Annotated in this window: 23 protein-coding genes and 1 pseudogene; 5 read left to right on the top strand and 19 right to left on the bottom strand. The window is 72.4% G+C overall.

What is annotated here, in order from left to right; genetic code table 11:
* The first annotated feature begins 7 nt into the window (after nucleotides 1-7).
* Nucleotides 8-961, top strand: coding sequence for an aminoglycoside phosphotransferase family protein (locus ACIRO3_RS26185; protein ID WP_361782136.1), 954 nt, complete (start codon nucleotides 8-10; stop codon nucleotides 959-961).
* 23 nt (nucleotides 962-984) lie between these two features.
* On the opposite strand, the gene ACIRO3_RS26180 is transcribed toward ACIRO3_RS26185, so the two are convergent.
* The 14 genes from ACIRO3_RS26180 to ACIRO3_RS26115 form a co-directional block, all read right to left on the bottom strand.
* Nucleotides 985-2,127, bottom strand: coding sequence for a hypothetical protein (locus ACIRO3_RS26180; protein WP_404140893.1), 1,143 nt, complete (start codon nucleotides 2,125-2,127; stop codon nucleotides 985-987).
* Nucleotides 2,128-2,212: 85 nt separating this feature from the next.
* Nucleotides 2,213-3,022 carry a histidinol-phosphatase gene (locus ACIRO3_RS26175; protein ID WP_404140891.1) on the bottom strand — a complete coding sequence of 270 codons (810 nt, stop codon included), beginning with the start codon at nucleotides 3,020-3,022 and terminating at the stop codon, nucleotides 2,213-2,215.
* Between the two features lie 3 nt (nucleotides 3,023-3,025).
* Nucleotides 3,026-3,814, bottom strand: coding sequence for an SDR family NAD(P)-dependent oxidoreductase (locus ACIRO3_RS26170; RefSeq protein ID WP_404140889.1), 789 nt, complete (start codon nucleotides 3,812-3,814; stop codon nucleotides 3,026-3,028).
* The gene (locus ACIRO3_RS26165; RefSeq protein WP_404140887.1) at nucleotides 3,811-4,824 is read right to left on the bottom strand and encodes a hypothetical protein; all 1,014 of its coding nucleotides are present in this window, start codon (nucleotides 4,822-4,824) and stop codon (nucleotides 3,811-3,813) included. Before ACIRO3_RS26165 ends, ACIRO3_RS26170 begins: the two co-directional genes overlap by 4 nt.
* Nucleotides 4,821-6,011 carry a methionine adenosyltransferase gene (locus ACIRO3_RS26160; protein ID WP_404140885.1) on the bottom strand — a complete coding sequence of 397 codons (1,191 nt, stop codon included), beginning with the start codon at nucleotides 6,009-6,011 and terminating at the stop codon, nucleotides 4,821-4,823. Before ACIRO3_RS26160 ends, ACIRO3_RS26165 begins: the two co-directional genes overlap by 4 nt.
* Before the next feature lie 35 nt (nucleotides 6,012-6,046).
* Nucleotides 6,047-7,114, bottom strand: coding sequence for an inositol-3-phosphate synthase (locus tag ACIRO3_RS26155; RefSeq protein ID WP_404140883.1), 1,068 nt, complete (start codon nucleotides 7,112-7,114; stop codon nucleotides 6,047-6,049).
* A gap of 104 nt (nucleotides 7,115-7,218) precedes the next feature.
* Nucleotides 7,219-8,235 carry an NAD-dependent epimerase/dehydratase family protein gene (locus ACIRO3_RS26150; protein ID WP_404140881.1) on the bottom strand — a complete coding sequence of 339 codons (1,017 nt, stop codon included), beginning with the start codon at nucleotides 8,233-8,235 and terminating at the stop codon, nucleotides 7,219-7,221.
* Nucleotides 8,232-8,675 carry an SRPBCC family protein gene (locus tag ACIRO3_RS26145; RefSeq protein ID WP_361782159.1) on the bottom strand — a complete coding sequence of 148 codons (444 nt, stop codon included), beginning with the start codon at nucleotides 8,673-8,675 and terminating at the stop codon, nucleotides 8,232-8,234. The genes ACIRO3_RS26150 and ACIRO3_RS26145 overlap by 4 nt, the downstream gene beginning before the upstream one ends.
* A gap of 36 nt (nucleotides 8,676-8,711) precedes the next feature.
* Entirely contained in the window at nucleotides 8,712-9,881 is a 1,170-nt protein-coding gene (locus ACIRO3_RS26140) for an acyl-CoA dehydrogenase family protein (protein WP_404140878.1), read from the bottom strand.
* A gap of 182 nt (nucleotides 9,882-10,063) precedes the next feature.
* The gene (locus ACIRO3_RS26135; RefSeq protein WP_404140876.1) at nucleotides 10,064-10,717 is read right to left on the bottom strand and encodes an HAD family hydrolase; all 654 of its coding nucleotides are present in this window, start codon (nucleotides 10,715-10,717) and stop codon (nucleotides 10,064-10,066) included.
* Between the two features lie 50 nt (nucleotides 10,718-10,767).
* Nucleotides 10,768-11,550, bottom strand: coding sequence for an ABC transporter permease (locus tag ACIRO3_RS26130; protein ID WP_404140874.1), 783 nt, complete (start codon nucleotides 11,548-11,550; stop codon nucleotides 10,768-10,770).
* Complete coding sequence (locus tag ACIRO3_RS26125) at nucleotides 11,543-12,592, bottom strand: ABC transporter ATP-binding protein (RefSeq protein ID WP_404140873.1); 1,050 nt, start codon at nucleotides 12,590-12,592, stop codon at nucleotides 11,543-11,545. The genes ACIRO3_RS26130 and ACIRO3_RS26125 overlap by 8 nt, the downstream gene beginning before the upstream one ends.
* Nucleotides 12,582-13,148 carry a hypothetical protein gene (locus ACIRO3_RS26120; protein WP_404140871.1) on the bottom strand — a complete coding sequence of 189 codons (567 nt, stop codon included), beginning with the start codon at nucleotides 13,146-13,148 and terminating at the stop codon, nucleotides 12,582-12,584. The genes ACIRO3_RS26125 and ACIRO3_RS26120 overlap by 11 nt, the downstream gene beginning before the upstream one ends.
* Nucleotides 13,145-14,188 (bottom strand): hypothetical protein, encoded by a 1,044-nt coding sequence (locus tag ACIRO3_RS26115; protein ID WP_404140869.1) that lies wholly within the window; start codon nucleotides 14,186-14,188, stop codon nucleotides 13,145-13,147. Before ACIRO3_RS26115 ends, ACIRO3_RS26120 begins: the two co-directional genes overlap by 4 nt.
* A 296-nt stretch (nucleotides 14,189-14,484) precedes the next feature.
* Here ACIRO3_RS26115 and ACIRO3_RS26110 point away from each other — a divergent pair, with 296 nt between their 5' ends.
* On the top strand, nucleotides 14,485-15,753 hold the full coding sequence (locus ACIRO3_RS26110; protein WP_404140867.1) for an aspartate aminotransferase family protein: 1,269 nt from the start codon (nucleotides 14,485-14,487) through the stop codon (nucleotides 15,751-15,753).
* Nucleotides 15,754-15,913: 160 nt separating this feature from the next.
* Nucleotides 15,914-16,867, top strand: a complete 954-nt coding sequence (locus tag ACIRO3_RS26105) for a class I SAM-dependent methyltransferase (protein ID WP_404140865.1) — start codon at nucleotides 15,914-15,916, stop codon at nucleotides 16,865-16,867.
* Between the two features lie 219 nt (nucleotides 16,868-17,086).
* Here ACIRO3_RS26105 and ACIRO3_RS26100 read toward each other — a convergent pair whose 3' ends face one another.
* The 3 genes and pseudogenes from ACIRO3_RS26100 to ACIRO3_RS26090 form a co-directional block, all read right to left on the bottom strand.
* On the bottom strand, nucleotides 17,087-17,470 hold the full coding sequence (locus tag ACIRO3_RS26100; RefSeq protein WP_404141202.1) for an IclR family transcriptional regulator: 384 nt from the start codon (nucleotides 17,468-17,470) through the stop codon (nucleotides 17,087-17,089).
* Between the two features lie 183 nt (nucleotides 17,471-17,653).
* Nucleotides 17,654-17,791: pseudogene (locus tag ACIRO3_RS26095) on the bottom strand (helix-turn-helix domain-containing protein); the annotation flags it as partial.
* 736 nt (nucleotides 17,792-18,527) lie between these two features.
* Nucleotides 18,528-19,184 carry an FMN-dependent NADH-azoreductase gene (locus ACIRO3_RS26090; RefSeq protein ID WP_404140863.1) on the bottom strand — a complete coding sequence of 219 codons (657 nt, stop codon included), beginning with the start codon at nucleotides 19,182-19,184 and terminating at the stop codon, nucleotides 18,528-18,530.
* Nucleotides 19,185-19,284: 100 nt separating this feature from the next.
* Here ACIRO3_RS26090 and ACIRO3_RS26085 point away from each other — a divergent pair, with 100 nt between their 5' ends.
* Complete coding sequence (locus tag ACIRO3_RS26085; RefSeq protein WP_404140861.1) at nucleotides 19,285-19,644, top strand: winged helix-turn-helix transcriptional regulator; 360 nt, start codon at nucleotides 19,285-19,287, stop codon at nucleotides 19,642-19,644.
* Nucleotides 19,645-20,088: 444 nt separating this feature from the next.
* Nucleotides 20,089-20,754 (top strand): hypothetical protein, encoded by a 666-nt coding sequence (locus ACIRO3_RS26080; RefSeq protein WP_404140859.1) that lies wholly within the window; start codon nucleotides 20,089-20,091, stop codon nucleotides 20,752-20,754.
* Nucleotides 20,755-20,790: 36 nt separating this feature from the next.
* On the opposite strand, the gene ACIRO3_RS26075 is transcribed toward ACIRO3_RS26080, so the two are convergent.
* Together ACIRO3_RS26075 and ACIRO3_RS26070 are read right to left on the bottom strand one after the other, a co-directional pair.
* Complete coding sequence (locus tag ACIRO3_RS26075; protein ID WP_404140857.1) at nucleotides 20,791-21,999, bottom strand: serine hydrolase domain-containing protein; 1,209 nt, start codon at nucleotides 21,997-21,999, stop codon at nucleotides 20,791-20,793.
* A 229-nt stretch (nucleotides 22,000-22,228) separates the two neighbouring features.
* On the bottom strand, nucleotides 22,229-22,573 hold the full coding sequence (locus ACIRO3_RS26070) for a beta/gamma crystallin domain-containing protein (RefSeq protein ID WP_404141192.1): 345 nt from the start codon (nucleotides 22,571-22,573) through the stop codon (nucleotides 22,229-22,231).
* Nucleotides 22,574-22,833 lie beyond the last annotated feature (260 nt).

Below are 22,833 nucleotides of genomic sequence, written 5' to 3'. Positions count from 1 at the left end.
CGGGGTCGTGGAACTCGTCACCGCGGGGCGGGCCGAGCCCCTCGACGGCCGGGGCCTCAACTCCTCCTACCGGGTGGCCTGGGGCCGCCGGGCGCTGTCGGTGAAGGTGCACTGCGCGGAGCGCTCCTCCGTCGCGGAGTTCCGGCGCATCGGCCGCGTCGATTCCGCCCTGCGGGGCACGCCCTGGTACCCGCCGATCCTCGATCTGGGTTTCCACGAGGGGGCGGAGCGGCCCCGGCTGGTGGTGGTGCGTCCGTACGCGCCCGGAACGCCGGCGGACGACGCGCGGCGGCACATCACGGGGGTCGTCGACGTCCTCGCCGACCTGGCCGCGCGCGGGGACGGAGTGCGGGCCGAGGACGCGCTGGTCGGGGACTACGCCTCACCGTGGCTGGACGGGGCCCGGTCGGAGCGGTCGCTCGTGGACCCGCTCCTGACCGGGCAGTGGCGGGCCCTGGGCCGCGCCATGGACGCGCACCTCGACGAACTGCGGTGCGGCGCGGCGCGGTTGACGGGCGTGGACGACCTGCTGGTGCACCACGGCGACCTGCACGGCCGCAACCTGATAGCGGACGGTCCCGGCCGCCTGACGGTGATCGACTGGGACGAGGCGGGCTTCTCCCGTCGGCCCGCCGACGCGGGCAAGGCGCTGTGGCTCTCCTGCCGCCTCGGGCGGGGTGACTTCGCGCTGGACCCGGACGCGACGGGCCTCTTCCTCGGCCGGCTGCACGCCCGTCTGGGCATGCCGTACTCGGGCGCCCTCGACCTGGCTCGCCTCGGCGCGCTGTGGTTCCTGCCCAGGCACGGCCACGTCACCCTGCTGGGGCGGCGTGACGCGAGTCTGGGCCCTTGGTACCTGGGCTGGGTCCAGCGCTTCTGGACGCGCTTTCGCCGGAATCTGGACCTGGTCGCCGAGGCCGCCGCGAAGCTGGAGGCGGCCGCGCCCCCGGGCGGCCCGTGATCCGTGGTCCGGCGGGCGCGCGCTCATCTGCGTACGCGGTCCTCGAAGTCGGCCGCGAGCCTCGCCACGTCGGCCGCGCTGCCCACGGAGCAGCGCAACACGGGCAGTTTCGCCAGGTGTTCCAGGAAGGCGTCGATCGAGGGGGGCGCCGCCCGTCGTCGGACGGGGACGTCCAGCCAGTCCTCGCCGTACAGGTTGTCGTCGAGGGAGAAGCAGTTCCGGGTGATCACCTCGGCGGCGTGGGCGGCACTCGCGGGGGCGAGGGAGTAGCCCGCCTCGCGGTCCACGCGGGGCAGGATCACGCCCGCCAGCGGTGCGTTCGGCACGACCCGGACGCCGAGGTACCGGCCGACTTCCCGCGAGCTCAGCTTCAGCTTGTCCTCGCCCTGGAACCGGTCCCAGTCCGATCCGGCCGGCGGGAAGCCCGCCCGCACGGACCAGGATTCGAAGTCGGTGACGCCCATGACGTCGAGCGAGCCCTTGTTGACGGCGAGCGGCAGCGGACAGGCCGTCACCTGGTAGCCCGGTCCGCGCAGGTCGAGGTGCATGCGGTCGTTGCCCATCCAGCCGGCCGAGGGCAGCAGCCGGGCCAGTGCGATGGCCGTCGTCGACTTGCCGGCCCCGGAGTCACCGATCACCAGGTAGGCGCCGTCCTCGTGCGCGAAGGCGGAGGAGTGAAGGACCAGGGAGCCCTCGGCCTTGGCGATCCTGGTGGCCACGTCGCGGATGATCCGGGTGAGCCACCGGTCCCCCAGCCCGGACCGGGGGCGCACGAGCGTCATGCGTCCCTCGGTGCGGATCAGGGCGGCCACCTCGTCGGAGTTCTGGTCGCGGAGCACGAAGACGGTGTGGCCCTCGCCGTCGAAGCGCGGCTGCCGGTAGTGGCGCGTGAGTTCGTACTCGCCCCGTACGGCCGTCTCGCCCGACCACTGGAGCAACTCGGCCACCGCGGAGGGATCCCGGGCCACGTCGGCGATCACGAGGTCCGGTTCCTCCCGCCGGTCGCTCTCGACGACGCCGAGCATGCCCGGCGGGCAGAAGGTCTCCGAGACCAGGCCGTCGGCCTCGGGCGAATTGGTGACGATCTTCAACGTCTGGTCCCGGACGCGCAGGAACCGGGTGGTCGCCCCGTCCGGGTCACGGGATACGAGGTCACTGACGAGCATGGGGACTCCACGGGGAACGGTCGGGGACTTCCTGCGGGGTGTCGCGGTGGCGGCCGGAGCGGACGCCGGTCGGCAGCCGCGGCGGTCAGAACAGCGGGCGGGTCACGGGGGCGCCGCGGCGGAACACGGTCCAGGTCCGGAAACCGATCTCCCCGAGCACCTTGGCCACCTCCGGGTACTGGTCGGCCACCCGTTCGGGGACGTGCGCGTCGGAGCCGAAGGTGATCGGGACCCGGAAGTGGTGGGCCCGTTCGAGCAGGTCGAACTCGGGGTACCAGCCGCCGCACATCTTGGTGCCGCCGGAGGTGTTGACCTCCATCACGGCGCCGGAGTCCCGGATCGCGCGGAGCATCTCGTCGGAGGCGGCGGGCGCGGGAGCGGCGCCCAGCCGCGGGTGGTTGCCCTTCAGCGCGTCCACGTGGCCCATGACGTGGAACAGGCCGGACCGGGCGCAGGCGGCGATCTCCCGGAAGTAGCGCGCTTTGACGGCGCCGAGGTCGTCCTCCTCGACGGTCTCCCAGCGGGTGACGTCGAAGATGTCCCGGCCCTCGAACATGTGGACCGAACCGATGACGTAGTCCAGGGGGTACGCGTTCAGCGCCTTCGTGTAGGCGTCCATCCGGCCGCGGAAGAAGTCGGCTTCGGTGGAGACGAGGATCTCGATGCTGCCCGCGAACTCCTCCTTCAGGGCGAGCGCCTCGGCGATGTAGGAGGGGAACCGTGACTTCGGCATCGCCACGCGGGGCAGCGCCTGGTCCTCCTCCTCCGCGAACATCGGGGTGTGGTCGGAGAGTCCGAGGACCTTGACGCCCCGGTCGAGCGCCGCCGTGACGTAGTCCCGCAGCGATCCCGTGGCGTGACCGCAGCGCTCGTGGTGGGTGTGCAGATCGATCACCGTTCACACCGCCAGGTATCCGCCGTCGACCGGCAGGTCGGTGCCGGTGATGAAGCCGGCCTCGGCGGACAGCAGGAACGCGATCGGCGCCGCGATCTCCTGCGGGTCGGCGAACCGTCCCAGCAGGAACTTCCCGCCGTGTTCCGGGGCGGCCTCCGCCGATGCCCGGTCGAGACCGAGGGCCTCGCGGTGGTAGCGCTCGTTGTTGGCGTTCCACACCGTCCCGGGACTCACCGAGTTGACCCGGACGCCGCGGGGGGCCAGCTCCTGGGCCGCGCAGCGGGTGAATCCCAGCACCGCCGACTTGCCGGTGTTGTAGGTCAGGTATCCGCTCTGCGCGATGTGCGCCGAGATGGAGGCCATGTTCACGATCGCGGCGCCGGCAGCGTCCCGCGGCAGTCCGGCGACGAACTCCCGGGTGACCAGGGACAGTCCGACGATGGTGGGGTCGAGTGCGGCGCGCCACTCCTGCGGGGTGGCGTCCAGGCCCTTGAAGACGAAGCCCGCGGCGAGGTTCACCAGCAGGGTGGGCGCCGCCCAGCCGGCCGGGAGACCGGAGAAGGCCGCCCGTACCGCCTCCTCGTCGACCACGTCGGCCACCGCCAGGCTGACCTCGTGACCGTGCTCGCGCCACTCCTTCACGGCGGCGCGGCCGTGCTCGGCGCTCTTGTCGAGGACCAGGACACGGCATCCCTCCGCGCACAGTCTGGCGACCACCGCGGCGCCGATGCCCTGCGCGCCGCCGGTCACCACCGCGGTGCGCCCCGCGAGCCCCCGTTCGAGGGTGTTCATGTCGTCCCCAGCCCCTTTCCGGTGGCCCATGCGCGTACCCGGTCGAGCGCGTCCTCGCGGCGCAGTCCTTCGGTGGCGCCGTGTGGCGAGATGGTCTCCCCGGAGTCCTCGGTGAGGTTGCGGTCGGCGGCGAGCTCCGCCACCGACGTCACCGGTACGCCCCGCTCGGCCAGGCTCGCGCCGAAGGCGGTGCTTTCGATGCCCCGTCCGTCGGCCGCCGCGAAGTACCGCCAGGCCTGGAACATGCCCTCCAGGTGGCCCGCCGACAGGTGGACGGCGTTGCGGCCTTCGGAGACCGCGATGCCCCGACTCCGTGCCAGGGCTCCCAGAGCGCCCCGCAGGGAACCCGGGGCCGCCCGCGCCGGATGGAGCGCTCCCAGGACCTCCCCGCGCAAGGCGTCGATCTCGCGGTGGCTGTGGCATTCCAGGAGTCCGACGGACGCTGCGGCACCGCCCCCGGTGTAGCCCTCGGCGAGGGCCGGCAGGAAGCCGTTCAGGACGATCACCGGGCCGCCGGCCGGCTCGGTCACCGAGGCGTACGAACCGGAGTCCAGCTTGTGGATGCCCGCGTCCCGGCAGCGCTCGTCCAGGGCCTGCGGGGTGAGGCCGGCCTCCCGGGTCATCGCCGCGTAGGCCCCGAGGACGTCGCCGGTCCCCGTCGAGGCCGTCAGCGAGCGCAGTTCCCGCCGGGCACCGGAGGTGAGTACCGCGGGCCCGTCCGCTGCCAGCCGGTGCAGGCGCGGGTAGTGCAGGAGCAGGTACCCGCGCCGCGCGAACTCCCCCGCCGGGACGACGGCCGCCCGGCGCACGTCCACCTCCGCCTCGCCGAGCACCCGTACCGCTTCCGCCACCGCCTCGGGCGCCGCGGACGGGGTCATGACCTCCGGCTTGACCAGGACCACGAAGTGGCTGCCGGTCGCGGGCGGGGCGGCCGGGGACGGGCCGGTGTCCGAGCGCGGCCCGCCGGCGCGCGCCCGCGTGACGAGATCGCGCGCCTGCCGGGCGGTCACCACAGCGTGATGCCCTTCTCTATCAGCTCGACCGTCAGGTCGGCGGAGCTCGCGACGGTGGTCTCCACCAGGGCCCGCAGGGCCGGTTCGTCCGCGTCGGGGGTGGTCACGACGACCTCGTCGGGGTGCTCCAGCGGGGCTTCCTTGGAGGTGAAGATGTGGACCTGCGCCGGCCCGCCGAACTCCTCGTGGACCTGCCGGGCCAGCCGCATGGCCATGACGTTGTAGATCTTCCCGGTGTGGTCGAGGGGGTTCTTGCCGGCGGGCGCCTCGATGCTCATGGGGCGCATGGGGGTGATGAGGCCGTTGACCCGGTTGCCCCGGCCGACGACGCCCACGTCGCCCGTGTCGGCCACGGACCCGAGCGCGGTGAGGTAGGGGCGGCCGTTGCGGTCGGTGGCGTTCACCAGGAGCCGGACGTCGTGGATGCCCAGGGAGGCGATGTACTTCTCCAACTCCTCCCGTACGACGGCCTTGCGGGCCAGGTAGTCGTCCATCGATTCGATGTGGGCCGCCAGGAAGGGCATGTTGACCACGAGGCTGAAGGCGTCCCGGCGCCTGCTGCCGAACACCTTGACGTCCCAGCCGGAGTCCGGGTGCCGCTGTTTGAAGGAGGCGCCGTTGACGAGGTGTTCCAGCCCGAGCACCACGCTCTCCAGTCGGGACAGCGGGGCGTACCCGTGGAGCAGGTTGGTGTCGTTGGACACCAGCCCGCCGGAGCGCAGGGGTACGAGGTCCTGCGGCGAGGCGGGCTGGTATCGGGAGCGGCCGCGGCCCGAGCCCTGGTGGTCGACGACGCCGAGTTCGACGACCAGGTGGCGGTCGGCGTCGAAGCCGGTGGTGACCTCCGCCAGGACGTCCGCCGCCGCGCGGAACACGAGCTCTTGGACGGGGATCTCGACGGCCCCCACCCGGAAGGCGGCCTTTCCGAAGACCATCACCCGGTACGGCGAGGTGAGTTCGCCCCGCCCGTAGTCGGTGTCCGCCCCGCCGCCGTAGAGCGTGACCTTGTCGAACCAGTGGTGGGCGACGCCGCCGAACTCCTTGAGGCAGTGGAGTGAGTAGTAGCGGGACATGCGCTCCGCGATGGCGTCGCACATGGTGTCCGGGTGGCCCACTCCCTTGCGCTCGACCAGTTCGTAGGGCAGGTCCTCGACCGAGCGGGAGTCCCGTTGTATGGACAGCATTGACCGTCTCTCTGTTCGGTGACCGGGGGGGCGACTCAGGAGGCGAAGTCCAGGAACGCGGTCCTGGCCGCGGATTCGGGCAGACCGTGCGGGGGGCTCTTGAAGAGCAGCGGGGAGGGGCCGTCCACCGCGCCGGACAGACCCCGGTCGCCGGCGGTCTTCGCGGCGCGTACGGCGTTGGCGATGACGCCGGCGGCATTCGGGCTGTCCTCCACCTGGAGTTTGATGTCGATGCGCACCTGCGAGCCGAGCACGGACCTCGCCGTGACGTTGGCGAAGCACAGTTTCGTGTCGGCGAGGTGCCCGATGAACCCGGAGGGGCCCGCGACCCCGTCGACGTCGGTCATTCCGGCCGCGCGCAGCGCGTTGGCCTTCGAGGTGAACTTGGAGGCGGAGCGGGTGGTGTCCGCGAGGTTCAGGAAGTCCGTGTTCCCGCCGACGTTGAGCTGGTAGGTGCTCTCCAGTTCCAGTCCGCGGCTCAGGAGCAGTTCGATGAGGGCGGTGTGCAGGCAGGTGGCTCCGAGATGGCTGCGCAGGTCGTCGCCGAGCAGGACGACCCCCGCGTCCGCGAACCTGCGGCTGACGCTCTCGTCCCGGGCCAGCTCCTCCGGGGTGCAGTTGACGACGGCGGTGCCGGCGGCGAGCGCGGCCTGGGCGAACATTCGGATGGCCTGGGAGGCGCCCGTGGGCAGGGCGATGACCAGGACGTCGACCTCGTGCTCGACGAGGGCTTTGGCCACGTCCTCGGGGGTGGCGTCCCGTGCGGCGGTGGCGATCGGGATGACCGCCCCGAGCGGGCCCGTGAGGCCGTCGAGCACGGGCGCGGGGAGGACCGGGGCGTCGCGGTCGGCGCCGAGCGCGGTGAAGCCCGTGGCGGAGATGGCGGGAGCGGTGAACGCCTGCGCGAGGGGCAGTCCGACCTTCGCCGCGTCCACGTCGAACGCAGCGACGATCCGCACGTCGGCGAGCCGGTAGCCGCCCAGGGTGTGACACATCAGTCCCGGCAGCCTGGTGTCCGGGTCGGCCTGGGCCAGGGCGACGAACTGGGCGAAGCTCCATGCGCAGTTGCCTGCGCCGGCGAGCGCGACACGTATGTTCTTCATGGCGGGTTCTTCCTTCCTGGGCGAACGGCGACACTCCGGCCCCGGTGGACCGGCCTGTACCTACGGACGGTTCCCCGCGGCGCCGTGTCCGCGGTGGGTACCGATCAGGTCCGCCACGGCCGGGGGATCCGGCGGGCGGCGCTCGCGTGGGTCTGCGCCCAGCGGCGTATGGAGCGGTGGAGCACGAGGGCGGTGTCGGGCACCCGGTGGGTGACCTCGAACGGTTCCGTGAGCGACAGGTAGCCCTGGTAGGCGCGGAAGGCGGTGACCCGGAGCAGTTGCGCCCGGTCCAGGTGTTCCTCGGCGAACGGCAGGTAGAAGCGGTTCCACTGTTCGGGCGTCATGGACGGGAGGCGCTCCAGCGGGGGAACGCCGTGCGCGGCGCGCCAGGTGTTGAGGGCGGCCCGGACCGTCTCGAAGACCTCGGCCACCGGCTGGGCCCGGTCGCCGCGGCCCAGGACCGACAGTCGCGTGCCCGCCGGGGGGCCGTCGCCGACGAGCCGTGTGACGTGTTCGGCCACGTCGTCGGTGCTGACGATGTCCAGCAGGGCCTTCTCCTCGGCCACCATCGCCGGGACGGCGCCGCTGCACAGGGACGTGGGCAGCCAGAAGAAGCCGCTGTACCGGTCCAGGAGTCCGTCGGCGCGGGCGCCCATCACCACGGGGAAGCGGACGATGTCGGCGGACTCCCGTTCGGCGTGGACCAGCCGTTCGGTCGCGGCCTTGGACCACTCGTACGAGTTGCGGTACGCCTCCGGGGAGGGCGAGGTGGTGTCCCCGGCGAGGCCGGTGGCGTAGGAGGAGGACAGGTGGACGAGGTGGGTCTTGGGGGTGGTCAGGTCCAGCACCGCCCGCAGCGGGGCGACGTTGGCCTGCTCCGCGTCTTCGGGGGGCAGGTTCCAGCGGGTGTCGGCGGCGCAGTGCACCACCGTGTCCCACGGGCCGCGCAGTGCGGGCGGCGGAGCCTCCCGGCCGGCCTGCCAGACGTGTTGGCGGGGCCCGGCTCCCCCGCGGCGGCTGACGCCGTGGGGCCGGTGACCGGCCGCGGTGAGCGCGCGCATCACGGCGCCGCCGACGGCGCCGGTGGCACCGGTCACCAGGACGCGTGCGGAGCCGGTCACGAGACCGTGATCCGCCGCTCGATGGCGCGCAGCATGTGTTCGGAGTTCTCGCGCAGCGCCTTGGCGGCGACCGGGTTCAGCATGTCGGCCAGCAGGGGTATGCCGATTTCGAAGTCGACCGAGAAGACGACCACCGAGGTGCCGTCGCCCCGGTCGTCGACGCGCCAGTATCCGGTGAACTCGTCGAGGTCGCCGGACACCTGGGAGAACGACATCACGCGGTTGGCCTCGTCGAGTTCGTCCTCCTCGACCCATTCGAGTACGGAGCCCTTCAGCAGCACCGACCACTCACTGGTGCGGGTGCCGCTGTCCGACGCGCCGAGCACGGTGACCGATTCGACGTTCTCCATGTAGTCGGCGTAGTCCTCCAGTCGGGTGACGGCACGCCAGGCGTCGACCGCCGGGGCCTTGATGGGCAGGTTGACCTCGACGTGGGGCATGGCTGCGTGTCTCCTTCGGGCAGGGGTCCGGACGGTTCAGACGGCCGGATCGAAGTTGATCTCACGTCCCGTACAGAAGGCGCCGACCACGTCGTCGCACGTCAGCAGGGACGGCGGATGGTGGTGGACGGCGAGCGAGTCGACGAGGAGGGACGCGGCCGCCTGCCCCTTTCCGTACAGGCGGCTGCCGATGACGGGTGTCACCGCGGCCAGCACCCGGTCACGGGTGTCACTGAGCGAGGCCCGCAGGCCGACGGCCGCGGCCAGCGCGGCCCGCCCCGCGACCGCGCCGCAGGCGACGTCCGCGGCGAGTTGGCGGCAGGCTCCGCCGAGGGTCAGCAGTTCCCGGGTGGCGCGGCCGAGGAGGGCGGTCCTCGGGCCGTGGGTGCGGGCCCGGACCACCTGGCGGTACGCCACGTCCAGCAGCCCGCTGAGGACGCCGTGGTACGTGGCGCTCAGCAGGACCGCGAACCAGACCATCCCGGAGATCACGTTGTCGTCGATGACGTCGGCGGGGCCCCGGTGGAAGACGAGCCGGTCGTCCAGTTCCACGTCGCGCAGGACCAGCCCGGCCGTGTCCGAGTCGGTCATGCCGAGCGAGGACCACTCCCCCTCGACGGTGAGGCCCGGGGACGAGCGGGGGCACAGGGCGAGGATCGTGTCGTCGGTCCCGGTGACCCGGGCCGTCAGGCACACGAGGGTGGCCGTGGTGGCGAGGGAGCAGGGGAACTTCGTCCCGGAGACCCGGTACCCCTTGGCGGTGGGGACCGCCTCGGAGCGGCTGCTCATGAAGTTGGGGCTGCCTCCGGGCTCGGCGAACGCGGACGCGACGAGGGCGCCGGTCCGGGCGATCCCCTCCAGCAGCATCCAGCTGGAGTCCCGGTGGCGCTGCCAGTAGTCGGCCATCAACCCGACGGTGAAGGCGTGCATGTTGAGCGCGATCGCGGCCGACGGGTCGACCATGCCCAACGCGCGTTGGGCGGCGGCCACTTCGACGAGGCTCGCGCCCGCGCCGCCGAACTCCCGGGGGATCGGAAGGGCCGCGTAGCCGTGCGCGGTGAGGTCCCGGATGCGGTCGGCGCCGCAGGCGCCCTCGCGGGGCGGGGCCGGCGTCCAGGCCGTGCTCCAACCGGCGTTCAGGAGGGACAGGTGGGGGGCTTCGGTGTGGCCGGCCCGCTCCGTCGCATCCGCGGCGGCATCGCTCATGCCTCTCCCCTCGGGTTCGGTTCCGTACGGATCGTCGATCGGTACGGGATGAACACAATCAGACGGCGGCCGTCTTATCAGCAAGTGTTTCTTTGTGCGGAACACGAACCGGGACGCGAAACAGGACACGAAACGGGACACGAGCCGGGACGCGTATTCCCCGACGGCGGAAGAATCGTTTCTCAAAGTTTCAGGAGGGCCAGGAGCGGAGCCGGATCCGGGTGTGCGGGATTCACGCGCACCGTGTCCCAGCCGAGTGCGCGGGCGGGCTCGATGTCGAGTTCCGGGGAATCACCGACCATCACGCGCCGTTCGAACACGCCTTCCCCGATGAGCCGGAATGCGCGGGGGTCCGGCTTCTTCGGACCGCCGTCCGCCGTGAACAGGGCCCGGTCGTACACCGCGGGCACCTTCAGGCCGTGCAGGAGCCTTCGCATGAGGGGGCCCGGAAGGTAGCAGTTGGACATGAGGCGGACGGTGTGGCCGGCGGCGGCGGCGCGGGACATGGCGTCCGCCATCGGCGCGCACAAGGTGTACTGGTCGGGGTCGGCGCAACCGAGCGCCTGCCACAGAGCCTCCTCCAGATCGGCGGCCTCCCGCGGTTCGCCGCGCTCCCGCAGGGCGGTGTCCAGCAGGTCCAGGGTGGGCGGCTGGGGGGCGCGGGGGTCGGTCATCGCCGTGAGGACGGCGTCGAAGACCGTCCTTACGACCGCCTCCGCCCGCCGCGGGTCCAGGGCGAGCACGTCGGCGAGGCAGGCGGTGAAGTGCTCCGCGTCCGGCAGCGGGCGGGACAGGACGACGGTGTCGAAACAGTCGAAGACCACGACGGCGGGCATGGCGTTCCTCTCGGATGGCGCGCGGGGGTGGCGGCTTCGGCGGCACGGCCTCACGACCACGAGAGCTTGCGGTGGTGGACCCGGAAGAAGAGCAGGGTCACGACGGTCAGGCCGGCCGCGAACGCGCACAGGACGCCGGCCGGGAGCAGTACGGCGCGCACGCCGCCGCCGTCGATGATGACGGTGGAGAAGCCGCGCATCGCCCAGTAGCTGGGCACGCCCGGGGCGAGCGGGCGCGCCCACTGCGGCAGCGCGGACAGCGGGGTCAGCGCGCCGCCGAGGCCGGCGAAGAGCAGGGCGAGGAGGTTGGCGAGAACGCTGAGCTGCGCGATGGTGCGGCAGAGCGCCACCAGCGCCATGCCGGCCAGGACCACGCACAGCGCGAGGGGCACCCCCACCACGACGAGTGCGCTCCAGGAGCCCCGCACCCGCAGCCCGAACAGCAGGCCGCCCGCCGCGAAGACCACGGCCAGTTGGCCGACGGCGACCGTCAGGGGTACGACGATCCGTCCCGCGACCAGCTCGAACGGTCTGGCGGGACCCGCCCGGAGCCGGTCCCAGGTGTTCCAGCCGTGCTCGCGGAACATCGCGAAGCCCATGACGGTGACGAGGAAGAAGAGGAACATCACCGCCATGCCGGGCACGGCCTGTTCGGCACCGGTGGCGTCCTTGACGTCGCCGGCCCGCAGTGCCGCGCGGAACAGCGGCTGCATGAAGCCCATGATCAGCAGTGGCATGACCGTACGGACGACGAGCGGCGTCGGGTCGCGCAGGAGGAGTCTGACGTCCTGCCGGACCAGTGCGGCGATCCGCCCCGGGGACCCGTCACCCATGGCGCCCCACCTCCACGGCCCGGCCCGCCGGCGGCTTCGGGTCGGCCCCGCCGCCCCCGCTCCCCCCGCCGGACTGAGGGCCTGGCGCGGTGGTCCCGGCCCGCTCCCCCGTCAGGGCCAGGAAGACGGTCTCCAGGCTGGGCCGGAGCACCCGCAGGTTGACCAGCCGGGGAAGCGAGTCGCCGAGCGCCGCGAGCACTTCGGGGGCCGCGAGGTGCGGCTCCCGGGCGTGCACGCGCACCATGTCGTCGGTGCGGGTCACCGGCCAGGGGACGCGCAGGGGCGGCGGGGTGCCGGAGAAGGTGAGTTCCACCGCCCCGTCGCCGTGGTCGCGCACCAGGTCGGTGAGGGTTCCGCGGGCGACCAGCCGGCCGTGGTCGAGCACGGCCACACTCGCCTGGAGGTCCTCGACCTCCCCGAGGTAGTGGGTGGAGTAACAGACGGCGGTACCGGCGGCGGCCAACTCGCGTACGTACGCGATGAGTCGGGCCCGCGTCTCCACGTCCACCCCGGCCGTCGGTTCGTCGAGCAGGAGCAGTTTGGGCCGGTGCAGCAGGGCCATCGCGGTGTGCACGCGCCGCTGTTCGCCTCCCGAGAGCCCGCCGACGCGGCGTTCGAGCAGGCCGGCGAGGCCCAGTGGTTCGGCGGCCTCCTCGATGCGGAGATCCGCCTCCCGGCGGCGCAGCCCCGCGAGTTCCGCGAAGAAGCGGAGGTTCTGCTCCACGGTCAGCGGCGGGTACACGCCGAGTTCCTGGGGGGCCAGGCCGAGCCGCAGGCGCGCCCGGCGCGGTTCGCGGGCCGTGGAGACGCCCAGTACCTCGATCTCCCCCGCGTCGGGCCGCAGCAGCCCGGCCACCAGGGACATCAGTGTGGTCTTGCCCGCGCCGTTGTGTCCGAGCAGGCCGACGATCTCGCCTTCGGCGATGTCCAGGCGGACGTCGTCCAGGGCGGTCACGGAGCCGTACCGCTTGCAGACGCCGCGCAGGGCCAGCGGCGGGGGCGCGCCGCCCGGGGCGGTCGCGGGCGGCGGATCAGTCGACACGGCGCGTCCACGCTTCCGGCAGGAGGTCGGGCAGGCCGACGCGCTGGAGGTGGGGCTGCCAGGTACGGGCCAGCTTGAAGCCCTTCATGAGGCCGCTGCCGGAGCGGACGTCGGGCAGCGGTTCGCGGTACCCGAGCAGGGCCTCGGTGTCCCTCAGGTGGTCCCGGAGCCGGTCCAGCCATTCCTCGCCCCGCACGGGGTCGCCGGTCGCGGCCTCCCGGCCCCGCGCGGCGAGCAGCAGCCCCTCCTCGACCTCGTCGGCCGGGACGCCGGCGAAGGGGTCGGAGGCGGCCTCGTCGCGTCCGTGGCTCAGTTCGCCCTCGGTGCGCAGGCCCCGTACGGACAGCGACAGTTGTACGAGTTCGTAGGCCATGAGCACGGCGACCTCGGTCTGGCCGGCGGCGGTGGCGCCCTCGATGTCCTCCATGCGGGCACGACAGCCGAGCAGCAGCCGGGCGGCGCCGTGGGCCCGGAACGCGAGGAGCCGGCGCAGGTCGGTCGGGACGGTTTCGCCCGGCTGCGGGCCGGACGGGACGGTGGTGCCGGGGGGTGTCACGCGGGTACCTCCGGGCCGGGGTGGGCCACTCCCAGCCACAGCATGTCGCCTGCGAACAGGGGCAGCAGGTCGTCGGGGAGCGCGGAGCCGACGGGGCCCGACCAGAGCACCGCGTCGCTCCCCTCGGGCGGCAGGTCCGACCGGAGCACCTCCAGCGCGCGCAACTGCCATCGGTCCACGACCGTACGGTCGTCCAGGACGGTCGTTCCGACGCCGGTGGACCAGCGCAGTACCGCGTGGAGCGGGGCGGGTTCGCCGGCCAGGCGGTCGACGAGGCCGAGGCAGTGCGGGATCCGCTCGCGGGGGTCGAGGGGCGGGGCCAGCGCATCGCCGAGGACGGCCAGGCCCTCGGTGTCGTCGAGCGCCTTGAGCTTCTCCCCCACCCATTTGGCGGGGAAGTAGACCTGCCCGCCGGCCGCCGCCCGCGCGTTGAGCGCGGCGACCACCGACTCCCGCGCGCGGGCGGCCGCCGCCATGGGCTTGGCGCGGCGCAGCCAGCGGGCGGCCTGGGCGAGCCGGTGCGCCTCCACCGTCCACCACTGTTCCACCACGTCGGCGAGCCAGGGGTCGCGCAGGGCGGCGTGCCAGGCGTCCCAGGGCGGCGTGGCGACGAGCGGCAGCCCGAGGCCGAGCCGGTTCGCGGTGTTGATGGCGCGCCGCCGGTGGTTCCAGCCGGATTCCCCGACCGAGGCGAACCGCGGCCAGGGCCGGGCCCGCAGGTCGGCCGTCGTCTCCCGGACGGCGCCGGCCCGGCGGATGTTGACGTCGATCAGCGTGCCGTGCTCGTGGGACTGGATGGGGAAGCGGGTGAGTCGGTCGTTCTCCACCAGGACGAAGAGGTCGAGGTCGCTGCGGTGGTTGCCGAAGCCCGCCAGTACGGATCCGGCGGCGACCGCGAGCGCCGGGCTGCCCATGCCCTGGTCCGTCTCCCGTCGTACCGCGTCGCGGGTGATTCCGCGCTCGTCCAAGAAGGCGGCCAGGCGTTTCTCCAGCATTCCCGGATCGGGAAATGCGTCGGCACGTGCCGAAGTGGTCTCCATGGAGTTCGGTGCACCTTTCCGATGCGGCTGCCGGCGGGGCGTCGGGATGTCTCCAGGACTTCCCCCCGGAAGCAATTCGGAGGGTGTCACCGGATTTCCGGGTCACGTCGGGTACGGAATCGGAACTCCCTCGGCCGCCCCCAGCCTTTCAGGGGCCCGCGGTCCCGGCAACGAACGTTCCGGCAGCCGGAACGCGACTTCTCAGCGGCGGGGCGGAGCGATAGAACCGTCCCTGGACGGATTCCCATCACGCCCGCGTCGGATCGCCGGGGCCGGGCGAGGAGAGGACGGAACCGATGACCGCGAGCGACGGACACGGGACCGCCCGGGGGGCGCTGGACTCGACGCGCAGCCACCAATCCCCCCAACTGGCCCTGATGTACGGGATGAACGGCTCCGGGGCGATCGAGATGCGCGGCGAAGGTGCCCGCCTGCTGCTCTCCGACGGCCGCGGGGCCCTGGACTTCGGGAGCTACGCCGTGACCCTGCTCGGGCAGCGCCACCCGGCCGTCCTGGCCGCCGTGCGCCGCGAGCTGGACGCGATGCCGGTGTCGACCCGAGTCCTGGCCAACCGGACGACCGCCGAACTGGCCCGCCGGCTGGCGGCCTGGGGCGATCCGGGACGACTGACCAAGGTGTGGCTGGGGCTCAACGGCTGCGACGCGGTCGAGGCGGCCCTCAAGCTGGCCCGTCTCGCCACGGGCCGTACCCGGGTGATCGCGATCGAGGGCGCCTACCACGGCAAGTCCCTCGGGGCGCTCGCCGCGACCTGGAACGCACGCTACCGGCGTGATCTGGAACCCCTGCTGGGCGGCGTGACCCACATCGCGGCCGATCCGGAGGCGATACCGGCGGCCTTCGCGGAGGGCGGGGTGGCGGCCGTCCTCGTCGAACCGGTCCAGGGCGAGGGCGGGGTACGGCCGTTGGAGCCCGGTTTCCTGCGGGCGCTCGCCGACGCCGCGCACGCGCACGGCGCCTTCGTGATCGCCGATGAGATCCAGACGGGGCTGCGGAGGTGCGGACCGCGGCTGGTCAGTACCGAGGCCGGGGTGCGTCCCGACGCGGTGCTCCTGGGCAAGGCCCTCGGCGGCGGCGTGCAGCCGCTGTCCGCCGTGCTGGCCACCCCGGAGCTGTACGCCCCGCTGACGGCCGACCCGTTCGCCCACACCACGACCTTCTCCGGCCATCCGCTCGGTGCGGCCGCCGGCCTCGCGGCCCTCACGGCCGTCGAAGAACTCGCCCCGCGCGGAGCCGTCCTGGAGCGTCTGCTGGCCGACGGCTTGGCGCGGATCGCCGATCGACACCCCGGACTGGTGACGCGGGTACGGGGCCGGGGGCTCATGTGGGGCGTGGAGTTCGCCACTCCCGCGGCGGCCGGGGACGTGCTGATGGAGCTCGGCCGCAAAGGGCTCGTGGTCTCGCCGTGCCTGGGCCGTCCGGAGGTGCTCCGGCTGCTGCCGCCGCTGGTCGCCTCGGACGACGAGGCCGAGGAGGCGCTGGCGATCCTGGACTCCGTCTGCGCCGCCGTACCCGCCGAGTTCCGGCCCCCGGAGCAGCACGGGTAGGCCCTGTGCCCGTGGGCCCGACAAGCCACGAAGGAGACGGCCCGGGCGCAGTGCCGCGCCGTGCCGGAAAGCCGGTGCCCGCCGGCCGGACCGCGGCCGGGAACGCATCCCCGTCGCCCCGCGCGGCGAGCACCGTACGAACCCACAGAGGAGCGTCACCATGGCGGACACCGGCCCGCACACCGCGGGGCCCGACACCGGACCGGGGCCCGGCCCCGCCCCGGGAGCGACGGCCGGAGCCGGCTCGCCGGCCGGACAGCGGGGGGCCCAGCTCCGCTACCACCGGGAGTTGTTCCCCGCGCTGCACGACTGGGAGCGCACCGAACGTTCCATCGTCGAGTTCAGCGGCGAGGAGGGCCCCGCAGGACTGCTGGGCCTCGATCAGATGGGCCACTTCGGGCCGCAGGGCTGCGACTTGGTCGCCGAAGCGGTGATCGCCCACGGTGGAGCGGGCCCGCTGGACGTGTGCGAGCTGGGCAGTGGCTTCGGCGGAGCGCTCCGGTACACCGTGGACAAGATCACCGCCGGCGGGCTGTCCGTACGGCGCGCCCACGGCGTGGACCTGGTTCCCGAGCACTGCGCGGTCAGCCGGAGCATCAACCGCGCGCAGGGGCGCGCCGGGGTGATGGACATCTGCGCGTCCGCCACCGCCGTCCCCCTTCCCGAGTCCTCCCTGGACGTGGTGTGGGTCACGGGATCGATGCCGCACTTCCCGGCGCCCGGTGAGATGCTGCGCGAGGCCGGGCGGCTGCTGCGTCCCGGCGGCCTGCTCGTCCTGACCGAGGAGGTGAGCCTGACGCCCGGGGGTGAGGAGCCCTCCGAGGCGTTCCGTGTCACTCACCCGCGCGGGGTGTTCTTCACGACCCCGCTCGACGGCCGGTTGCGGGACCTGGCGGGCGCGGGCTTCGTGGACGTGGTCCACGGCGACCTGACGCGGTGGGCGGTGGCGCTGCTCACCGACCGCCTGAAGGTCGTGCGCATCTTCCGGGGCAGCGTGGCCGGGATCTACGGGGCCGGTTCGGCCGATCTCATCCGCGACACCCTGGAGGCGGCCCGCGCGGAGTTCCTGGCGGCCCGTCTGACGCCGGCGCTGATCACGGCCCGGCGGGCCTGACGTGACCTCCCGACGCCCGCCACGGTGTCCGGGGCGATGCGGTGGCGACTTTCCGGTGGCGACTTTCCGGCGGCGGTGCGGGGCGTGCGTGCGAGGGCGGCGGTCCGGGACGGCGGTCCGGCGGTCCGGGGCGGCCACCGCGCCGGCCTCCCGTACCCGTGCGACGAGGGGGCCCGCACGGGTACGACAGGGCTCGCCTCGGCGGGCCTCCGGTGGCCTTCAGTGGGCGGGCGCCATGTCGGGGGTCCGTTGGAGCGCGCGGGAGACGGCCGCGCACGCCGCCCTCAAGTGCGAGACCGCGCCGACGACTTGGAGTCGCCCCTGCGGACCCGTGACGGCCAGGGCGCCCACCGCCGTACTCGACGCCGTGAGCACGGGAGCCGCGATGCCGACGGCGCCGCCCGCTCCCCGCACGGCCACGAACCCCTGGTGCCGCACCCTTCCGGCCTCCCCTTCCGCCTCCTCCCACCCGGCCGACACCCGCAGGGGCGGACCGGCCGCGAACGCCTGGAAGATCCGGGTCGCGGCCTGCACCGACGCCCGGGCCTCGTCCTCGACTCCGATCTCGGCGCCCACACCGTGGGCGCGGCGTACCGCGTCCACCAGCGCCGCGTCCGAGCCGGACGCGTCGGAAATGAAAATGAAAGCGCTCCCACGAGTGACATGATGAAGCTGTTCCGCATACGGAAAAGCCAGACTGCGGAGCGTGAGCTGCCGGGGAACCCGCGCGCCCAGAGCAAAAAGGGCGACACCCAGCCGTAAACCCCTCTCGCCTCGCTCCAGCATTCCCTCCTCCACGAGTTCCGAGATGATCCGATGGGCCGTCGCCTTGGGCATTTCGGCTCTGCGCGCTATTTCAGACAGCTGAAGTTCCGGTTCGCCCGGCCGAAAGCAACGCAGAACGCTCAGGCCGCGCGCGAGCATCGAACGATTGTGCTGAACGGACAAGGACACCTCCCGTGAGGGCCTGGCAGAAGGGGCGAAAGACGCGCCGGCTCGTGCGCCGGCGGGCGCGCGAACTCCCCGGTCTCACCTATTGCGCGTACAGGGACATCGAATAAGGAAGCCGCTCCCCGGCGATGGAAGTGCCACACGGCACGCGAAAGCCGACCCGCCCCCGGAAACACGGCCCCCTTTCGCCACCTTCCGTATCATCACGAGCAGCGCCCGAGCCGGGAGCCGAAAGATGTACGGGAAGAAAACTGTAGCAGTGCGGGAATAGTCACCATGACTTTGCCGCAACGATCCGGTCATTCTGCACGCGTTTATGGGGAGGGGTTTGGGGGTGCGGCGCGCACTGTTGACGCAGGGAAAGGCACGTGGGGTCCATGCGGCGGGGACGGACTTCCCGGGCCGCCCACAGCGGACAAATGACGGGAACCAGTCATCCCGTCGCACATCACCGCGCACCTCGCCGCGCGGTGCGGTCGGCGTTTCCCGAGCGGCGCGGCGACCCGGTGCGTCAGGGGCGCCGGCGGTGCGGTGACGTTCCTCCGGCGAACGCCGCACCCTTGCGACCGTCGGCCGCAGCGATGGAGCCCGGGCCTGGCCCTGCCGATCGACGCCGCACCGGCTACCGCCGTACAGGGAGCGCCTGGACGGGGACACACGGACGGGGCCGTCACCCCTCCCCCGGGATGACGACCCCGACCCTTCCACCTCAGGCGGCGGAAGTGACCTGTTCGGCAACGGACTTGGCCGTCGCCACCGCTTCCGTGAGCGCCTTCGCGCGCGAGGCCTGTGCGAGGGGGATCAGTTCCGCCATCGCCGGGTTGGAGGCCGCCAGGGTCAGTTCGGGCACGATGAAAGTGACCTCGGCGCCGAACATGGCGGTCAGCAGGGCCTCCAGGTAGTTCTGTACGTACTCGAAGCCCTCACGCGGCGTGCCCGGCGCGTACGAGCCGCCCCGGCTGGCGACGACGGTGATGGGAAGGCCCTTGAGAGGCAGTTCGGGGCCGGCGGTGCGGCCCATGAGGATCACTTGATCCAGCCACGCCTTCAGGGTCGAGGGGATGGAGAAGTTGTACATCGGGGCGCCGATCAGCACGGCGTCCGCCTGCTCCAGCTCGGTGACCAACCGCAGCCGTGCGGCGAAGGCCGCGGCCTGCTCGGGGCTGTGGGTCGACGGATCGGCGAAACCTGCGGACGCGGCGAGGCCGTCGAGGTGGGGCACGGGGTCGGCCGACAGGTCTCGGTAGATGACCGTGCCCTGCGGGTGCTGCTCCTCCCAGGCCGCGCGGAAGGCCTCCGTCACGGCGCGGGAAGCAGACGCGGAAGCAGGGAGCAGCGACGAGTCGAGGTGCAGAAGAGTGGCCATGAGGACCTCCATCACGGGGTGCATTTTCGTACGTCACTATTGATAACACAGGAGCTTACTTTTTTTCATCCCCGTACGGAATGGCGGGTACCCTGAGGGCATGGCGGACGAGGGAACACACGTGAGCACCGAGGCGTGCAGCCGGGTGGGCGACGGCATCACGCAGGTCTTCGGACTGCTGGGGAAGCGCTGGACGGGCATGATCGTGGCCGCCCTGTTGCAGCACCCGGTGTACTTCGCCGACCTGCGCCGGGCCGTCCCCGGCATCAGTGAGCGGATGCTTTCGGACCGGCTCACCGAACTCGCCGAAGCGGGCCTCGTCGTCCGCGAAGTGGACGAGGGGCCTCCGCTGCGGGTGTCGTACCGGCTGACGGAATCGGGCGCCGCACTGGAGCCGGCGCTCAACGCACTGGGCAGGTGGGCCGAGAAGTATCTGCTGCCGGGCAACGGCCGCTGCTGAGGCTGGGGGCCTGACGGCACGGAGACACCGGACCGGCATGCGCCGGGCGGCGCCGCCCCTGTCAGCGGACGGCTGCCCATGTCGCGACCGGTCCTGGCGGTGAGTCAGGGCCGCCGACGCCTGTCCCCGCCAGCGTCAGGCTGCACGGTCCCGACGCGACCCGTACTCGGGTCCATGAACGGAACAGCGCGACTCGGGGGTCTCCTGCGGCCGCGGCGCTTCCCGCTGCGGCCCGAGCACCTCGGAGCGCCCGCCCACGGGGCGCGGCGGCATGTGCCGGCGCGCGGGGTTGGCGCAGCCGGCGGCTGTGAGCGCCCGTGTCTGGCGGCGGCCGGAACCGGACGACACCGCCCCGCACGCGCCGGTGTCTGAACCGAGCGCGAAGACGCACGGACTTCGCCGTCGCGGTGGCCCACTCCCCCGGGCGAGCTGTCCAACACCGTCGTGTCAGCAGCCGTACTGGCTGCGGCCGCCGTCACCACGGCCGGCCCCGCCGTGGCGTCGACCGTCTCCGCCCGGCTGAGCTGCGCGCACATCACCGCGCACTTCGACCGCGCCCGGCGCCGGACGCCCGAGAACATCGCCCTGGCGCCCGACGGCAGCGCGGACGTCACCTTCGCCGCCGCCCGTCAGCTCGCCCGTACCACCGCTGAAGGGGCCGCCCGGACCCTGGCCACGCTGCCGCCCCCCGCCGACGGCGGCGTACACACACCGGTGCCGGGCTTCACCCTGACCACCGGCATCGTGCGCGCGCACGACGGCGCCCTGCACTTCCTGTACGCCACCGGCACCGGCACCCCCGACCTGACCTGCCTGTGGCGCCTGCGCCCCGGCGGCGAACCACAGCGCACCGCCGCGCTGCCCGCAGCCGGCCTGCCCGACGGCCTGGCCCTGGATCCGCGCACCCACACCCGCTACGCCACCGACTCCGTCCTCGGCACCATCGTGAACGTGCCCACCACCGGCGGTACCCCCGCGTCTGCCACGGCGCCGTGCGCCACCAACCTCGCCCGGGGCACCGTCCTGCGCCATCCCCATCCGGTGGGACGGGCGCGCGGACGAGGCTCAGACTCGGGCCACGGTATGGCCGGGACGGGTCGTCCCCCCTGACGCGGGCGGGACGACCGCGGCCCCCGCGGCCGAGCCTCAGCTCTTGGGGTCGGTCGGTTTGTGGCCCGGGTAGACGTGGTCCGGGGCCACGATCGAGGTGACCGCCTCGCCGAAGAGGGTGCTCGGTTCCTGGCCGCCGACCGAAGCGTCCGTGTTCAGCTCGATGACCATCGTGGCGTCGGCGTCGGGCAGGTAGACCGTCAGCGTCTCGTACCCGGGGATCGAACCGTTGTGGCCGATCCAGCCCTGGACGTCGAAGATGCCCAGGCCGTAGGCGGCTCCCGGGATGAGCCCGGTGGGCTGGGTCTTGAGGCGTTCGGCCTGGGTCGCGGGCTTCAACAGGGTTCCCGTGGCGACGGTCTTCGCCCAACTGCGCAGGTCCTGGAGGTCGGAGATCATCGCCCCGGCGGCCCAGGCCCAGGACGGGTCCCAGTTGGTGGAGTTCACGACCTTTCCCGACAGGCTCTGGTTCGTGTAGCCCTGCGGGTGCGGGTCGGGGAACTCCGCTCCGGTCGGGAAGAGGGTGCCGCCCAGGTTGGCCGGCACGAGCACGTCCTGGTTGATGACGTCGCGCAGCGGGCGGCCGGTGATCTTCTCGATGACCAGGCCGAGCAGGATCAGGTTGGTGTTGGAGTACTCGAACTTGGCGTTCGGCGCGAAGTTCACCGGGTGCTTGAAGGAGTACGCCAGCAACTCCTCGGGGGTGAAAATGCGGTTGGGGTTCGTCAGGAGCGCCTTGTCGAAGCCGGGGTCCTCGCTGTAGTTGAAGAGCCCGCTGCGCATGCCCGCCAGCTCGCGCAAGGTGATCTTGTCGCCGTTCGGGACGCCGGAGATGTGCGTGCCGATGGGGTCGTCCAGGCCGATCTTCCCCTGGTCGACGAGCTGGAGCAGGGCGGTGACCGTGAAGGTCTTCGTCTCGCTGCCGATGCGGAAGTTCATGTCGGTCTTCATCGGGGCGCCGGTCGCCTTGTCGGCCACGCCGAAGGTCTTCACGTAGCTGCCCTTGCCGGGAGCCCACAGGCCCACGATCGCGCCCGGGACCTTCGTCTCGCGCAGGGTCTTGGCGATGGCCGCGTCCAGTTTCGCCTTGACGGCCGGGGTCAGGGCGACGAAGGCGTCATCCGCGGACGGTGAGGGGGCAGCCGCACCGTGCGCGGAGGTGGTCGCGCCCAGCGGGGCGATGAGGAGTGTGGTCGCCGCGCCGGCCACACAGGCCCGGCGCAGCCGTATGAGGGTTGGGTTCACCGCACAGCCTCCTGTCGTCCGGGGGAGCCGGAAGGCAATCTCAGGCTAGGGCCGAGCGGGTGAGCGCGCGCGGCGGGCGACCGCGGCCGGGGACAGCCCCCGCCAGGCCCCGGCGATCGACCCGTGACCTGGCGTTTCGCTGTGCGATGAATCGAATGCACAGGGTGACGAAGGACGCCCGCAGGAGGTACACCAAGGAAGCACCCCCTGCGGAGGAAGTTTCAGAACGTCACAGGATCTCGATGGAGTTGACCTTGGGCGGGCGGTTCGGGAAGGTGATCTCCGTCCAGCGGTTGATCCTCACGGAGTCGCCGTTGTCGTCGTAGTAGATCAAGTCGTTGTTGCCGGTGGAGATCTTGTCGACCCACCAGCCTCCGAACCCGGTCCGCCCCTTGTTCGCGTAGCAGTCCACGCTCTGCCGGCCGCCGTCGTGGGACCAGATCTTCAGGAAGTTCTCGCCGCCTCGGCACTCGACGTGATCGATGGCGAACGCGTTGCCGGGGATGGTCAAGGTCAGTGCCGCCGCCGCGGCGAACGCCACGGCAGCCGATCGAAGCAACCTCTTCGGCTTCATGAGCACGATCTCTCCTTCACGGGAATCGAGCGAAAAGGGCGCCCCGCGCCCATGGGCACGTCGGTCACCCGCACCGCGACAGGCCGACAAACGACCTTCGCGGTTGCACATCAAGGCTCTCCTGTGGTCTGTGCCCATTGCAATCAACTCGGCTGTGCACGGCTGAAATTCGCACCGGACTGTCCCAATTGAGACCTCTGGTGCGTAGTTGAAACGTTTGAGCACCTTGACGCCCTCGCTCGCACGTCCCGGCGGGGGTG

Origin of the sequence: Streptomyces sp. NPDC102278 (genome assembly GCF_044766345.1) — a bacterium.
Taxonomy (GTDB): Bacteria; Actinomycetota; Actinomycetes; order Streptomycetales; family Streptomycetaceae; genus Streptomyces.
Note: the sequence above shows the minus strand (reverse complement) of the source record. Positions and strands in the feature narration are given on the sequence as shown.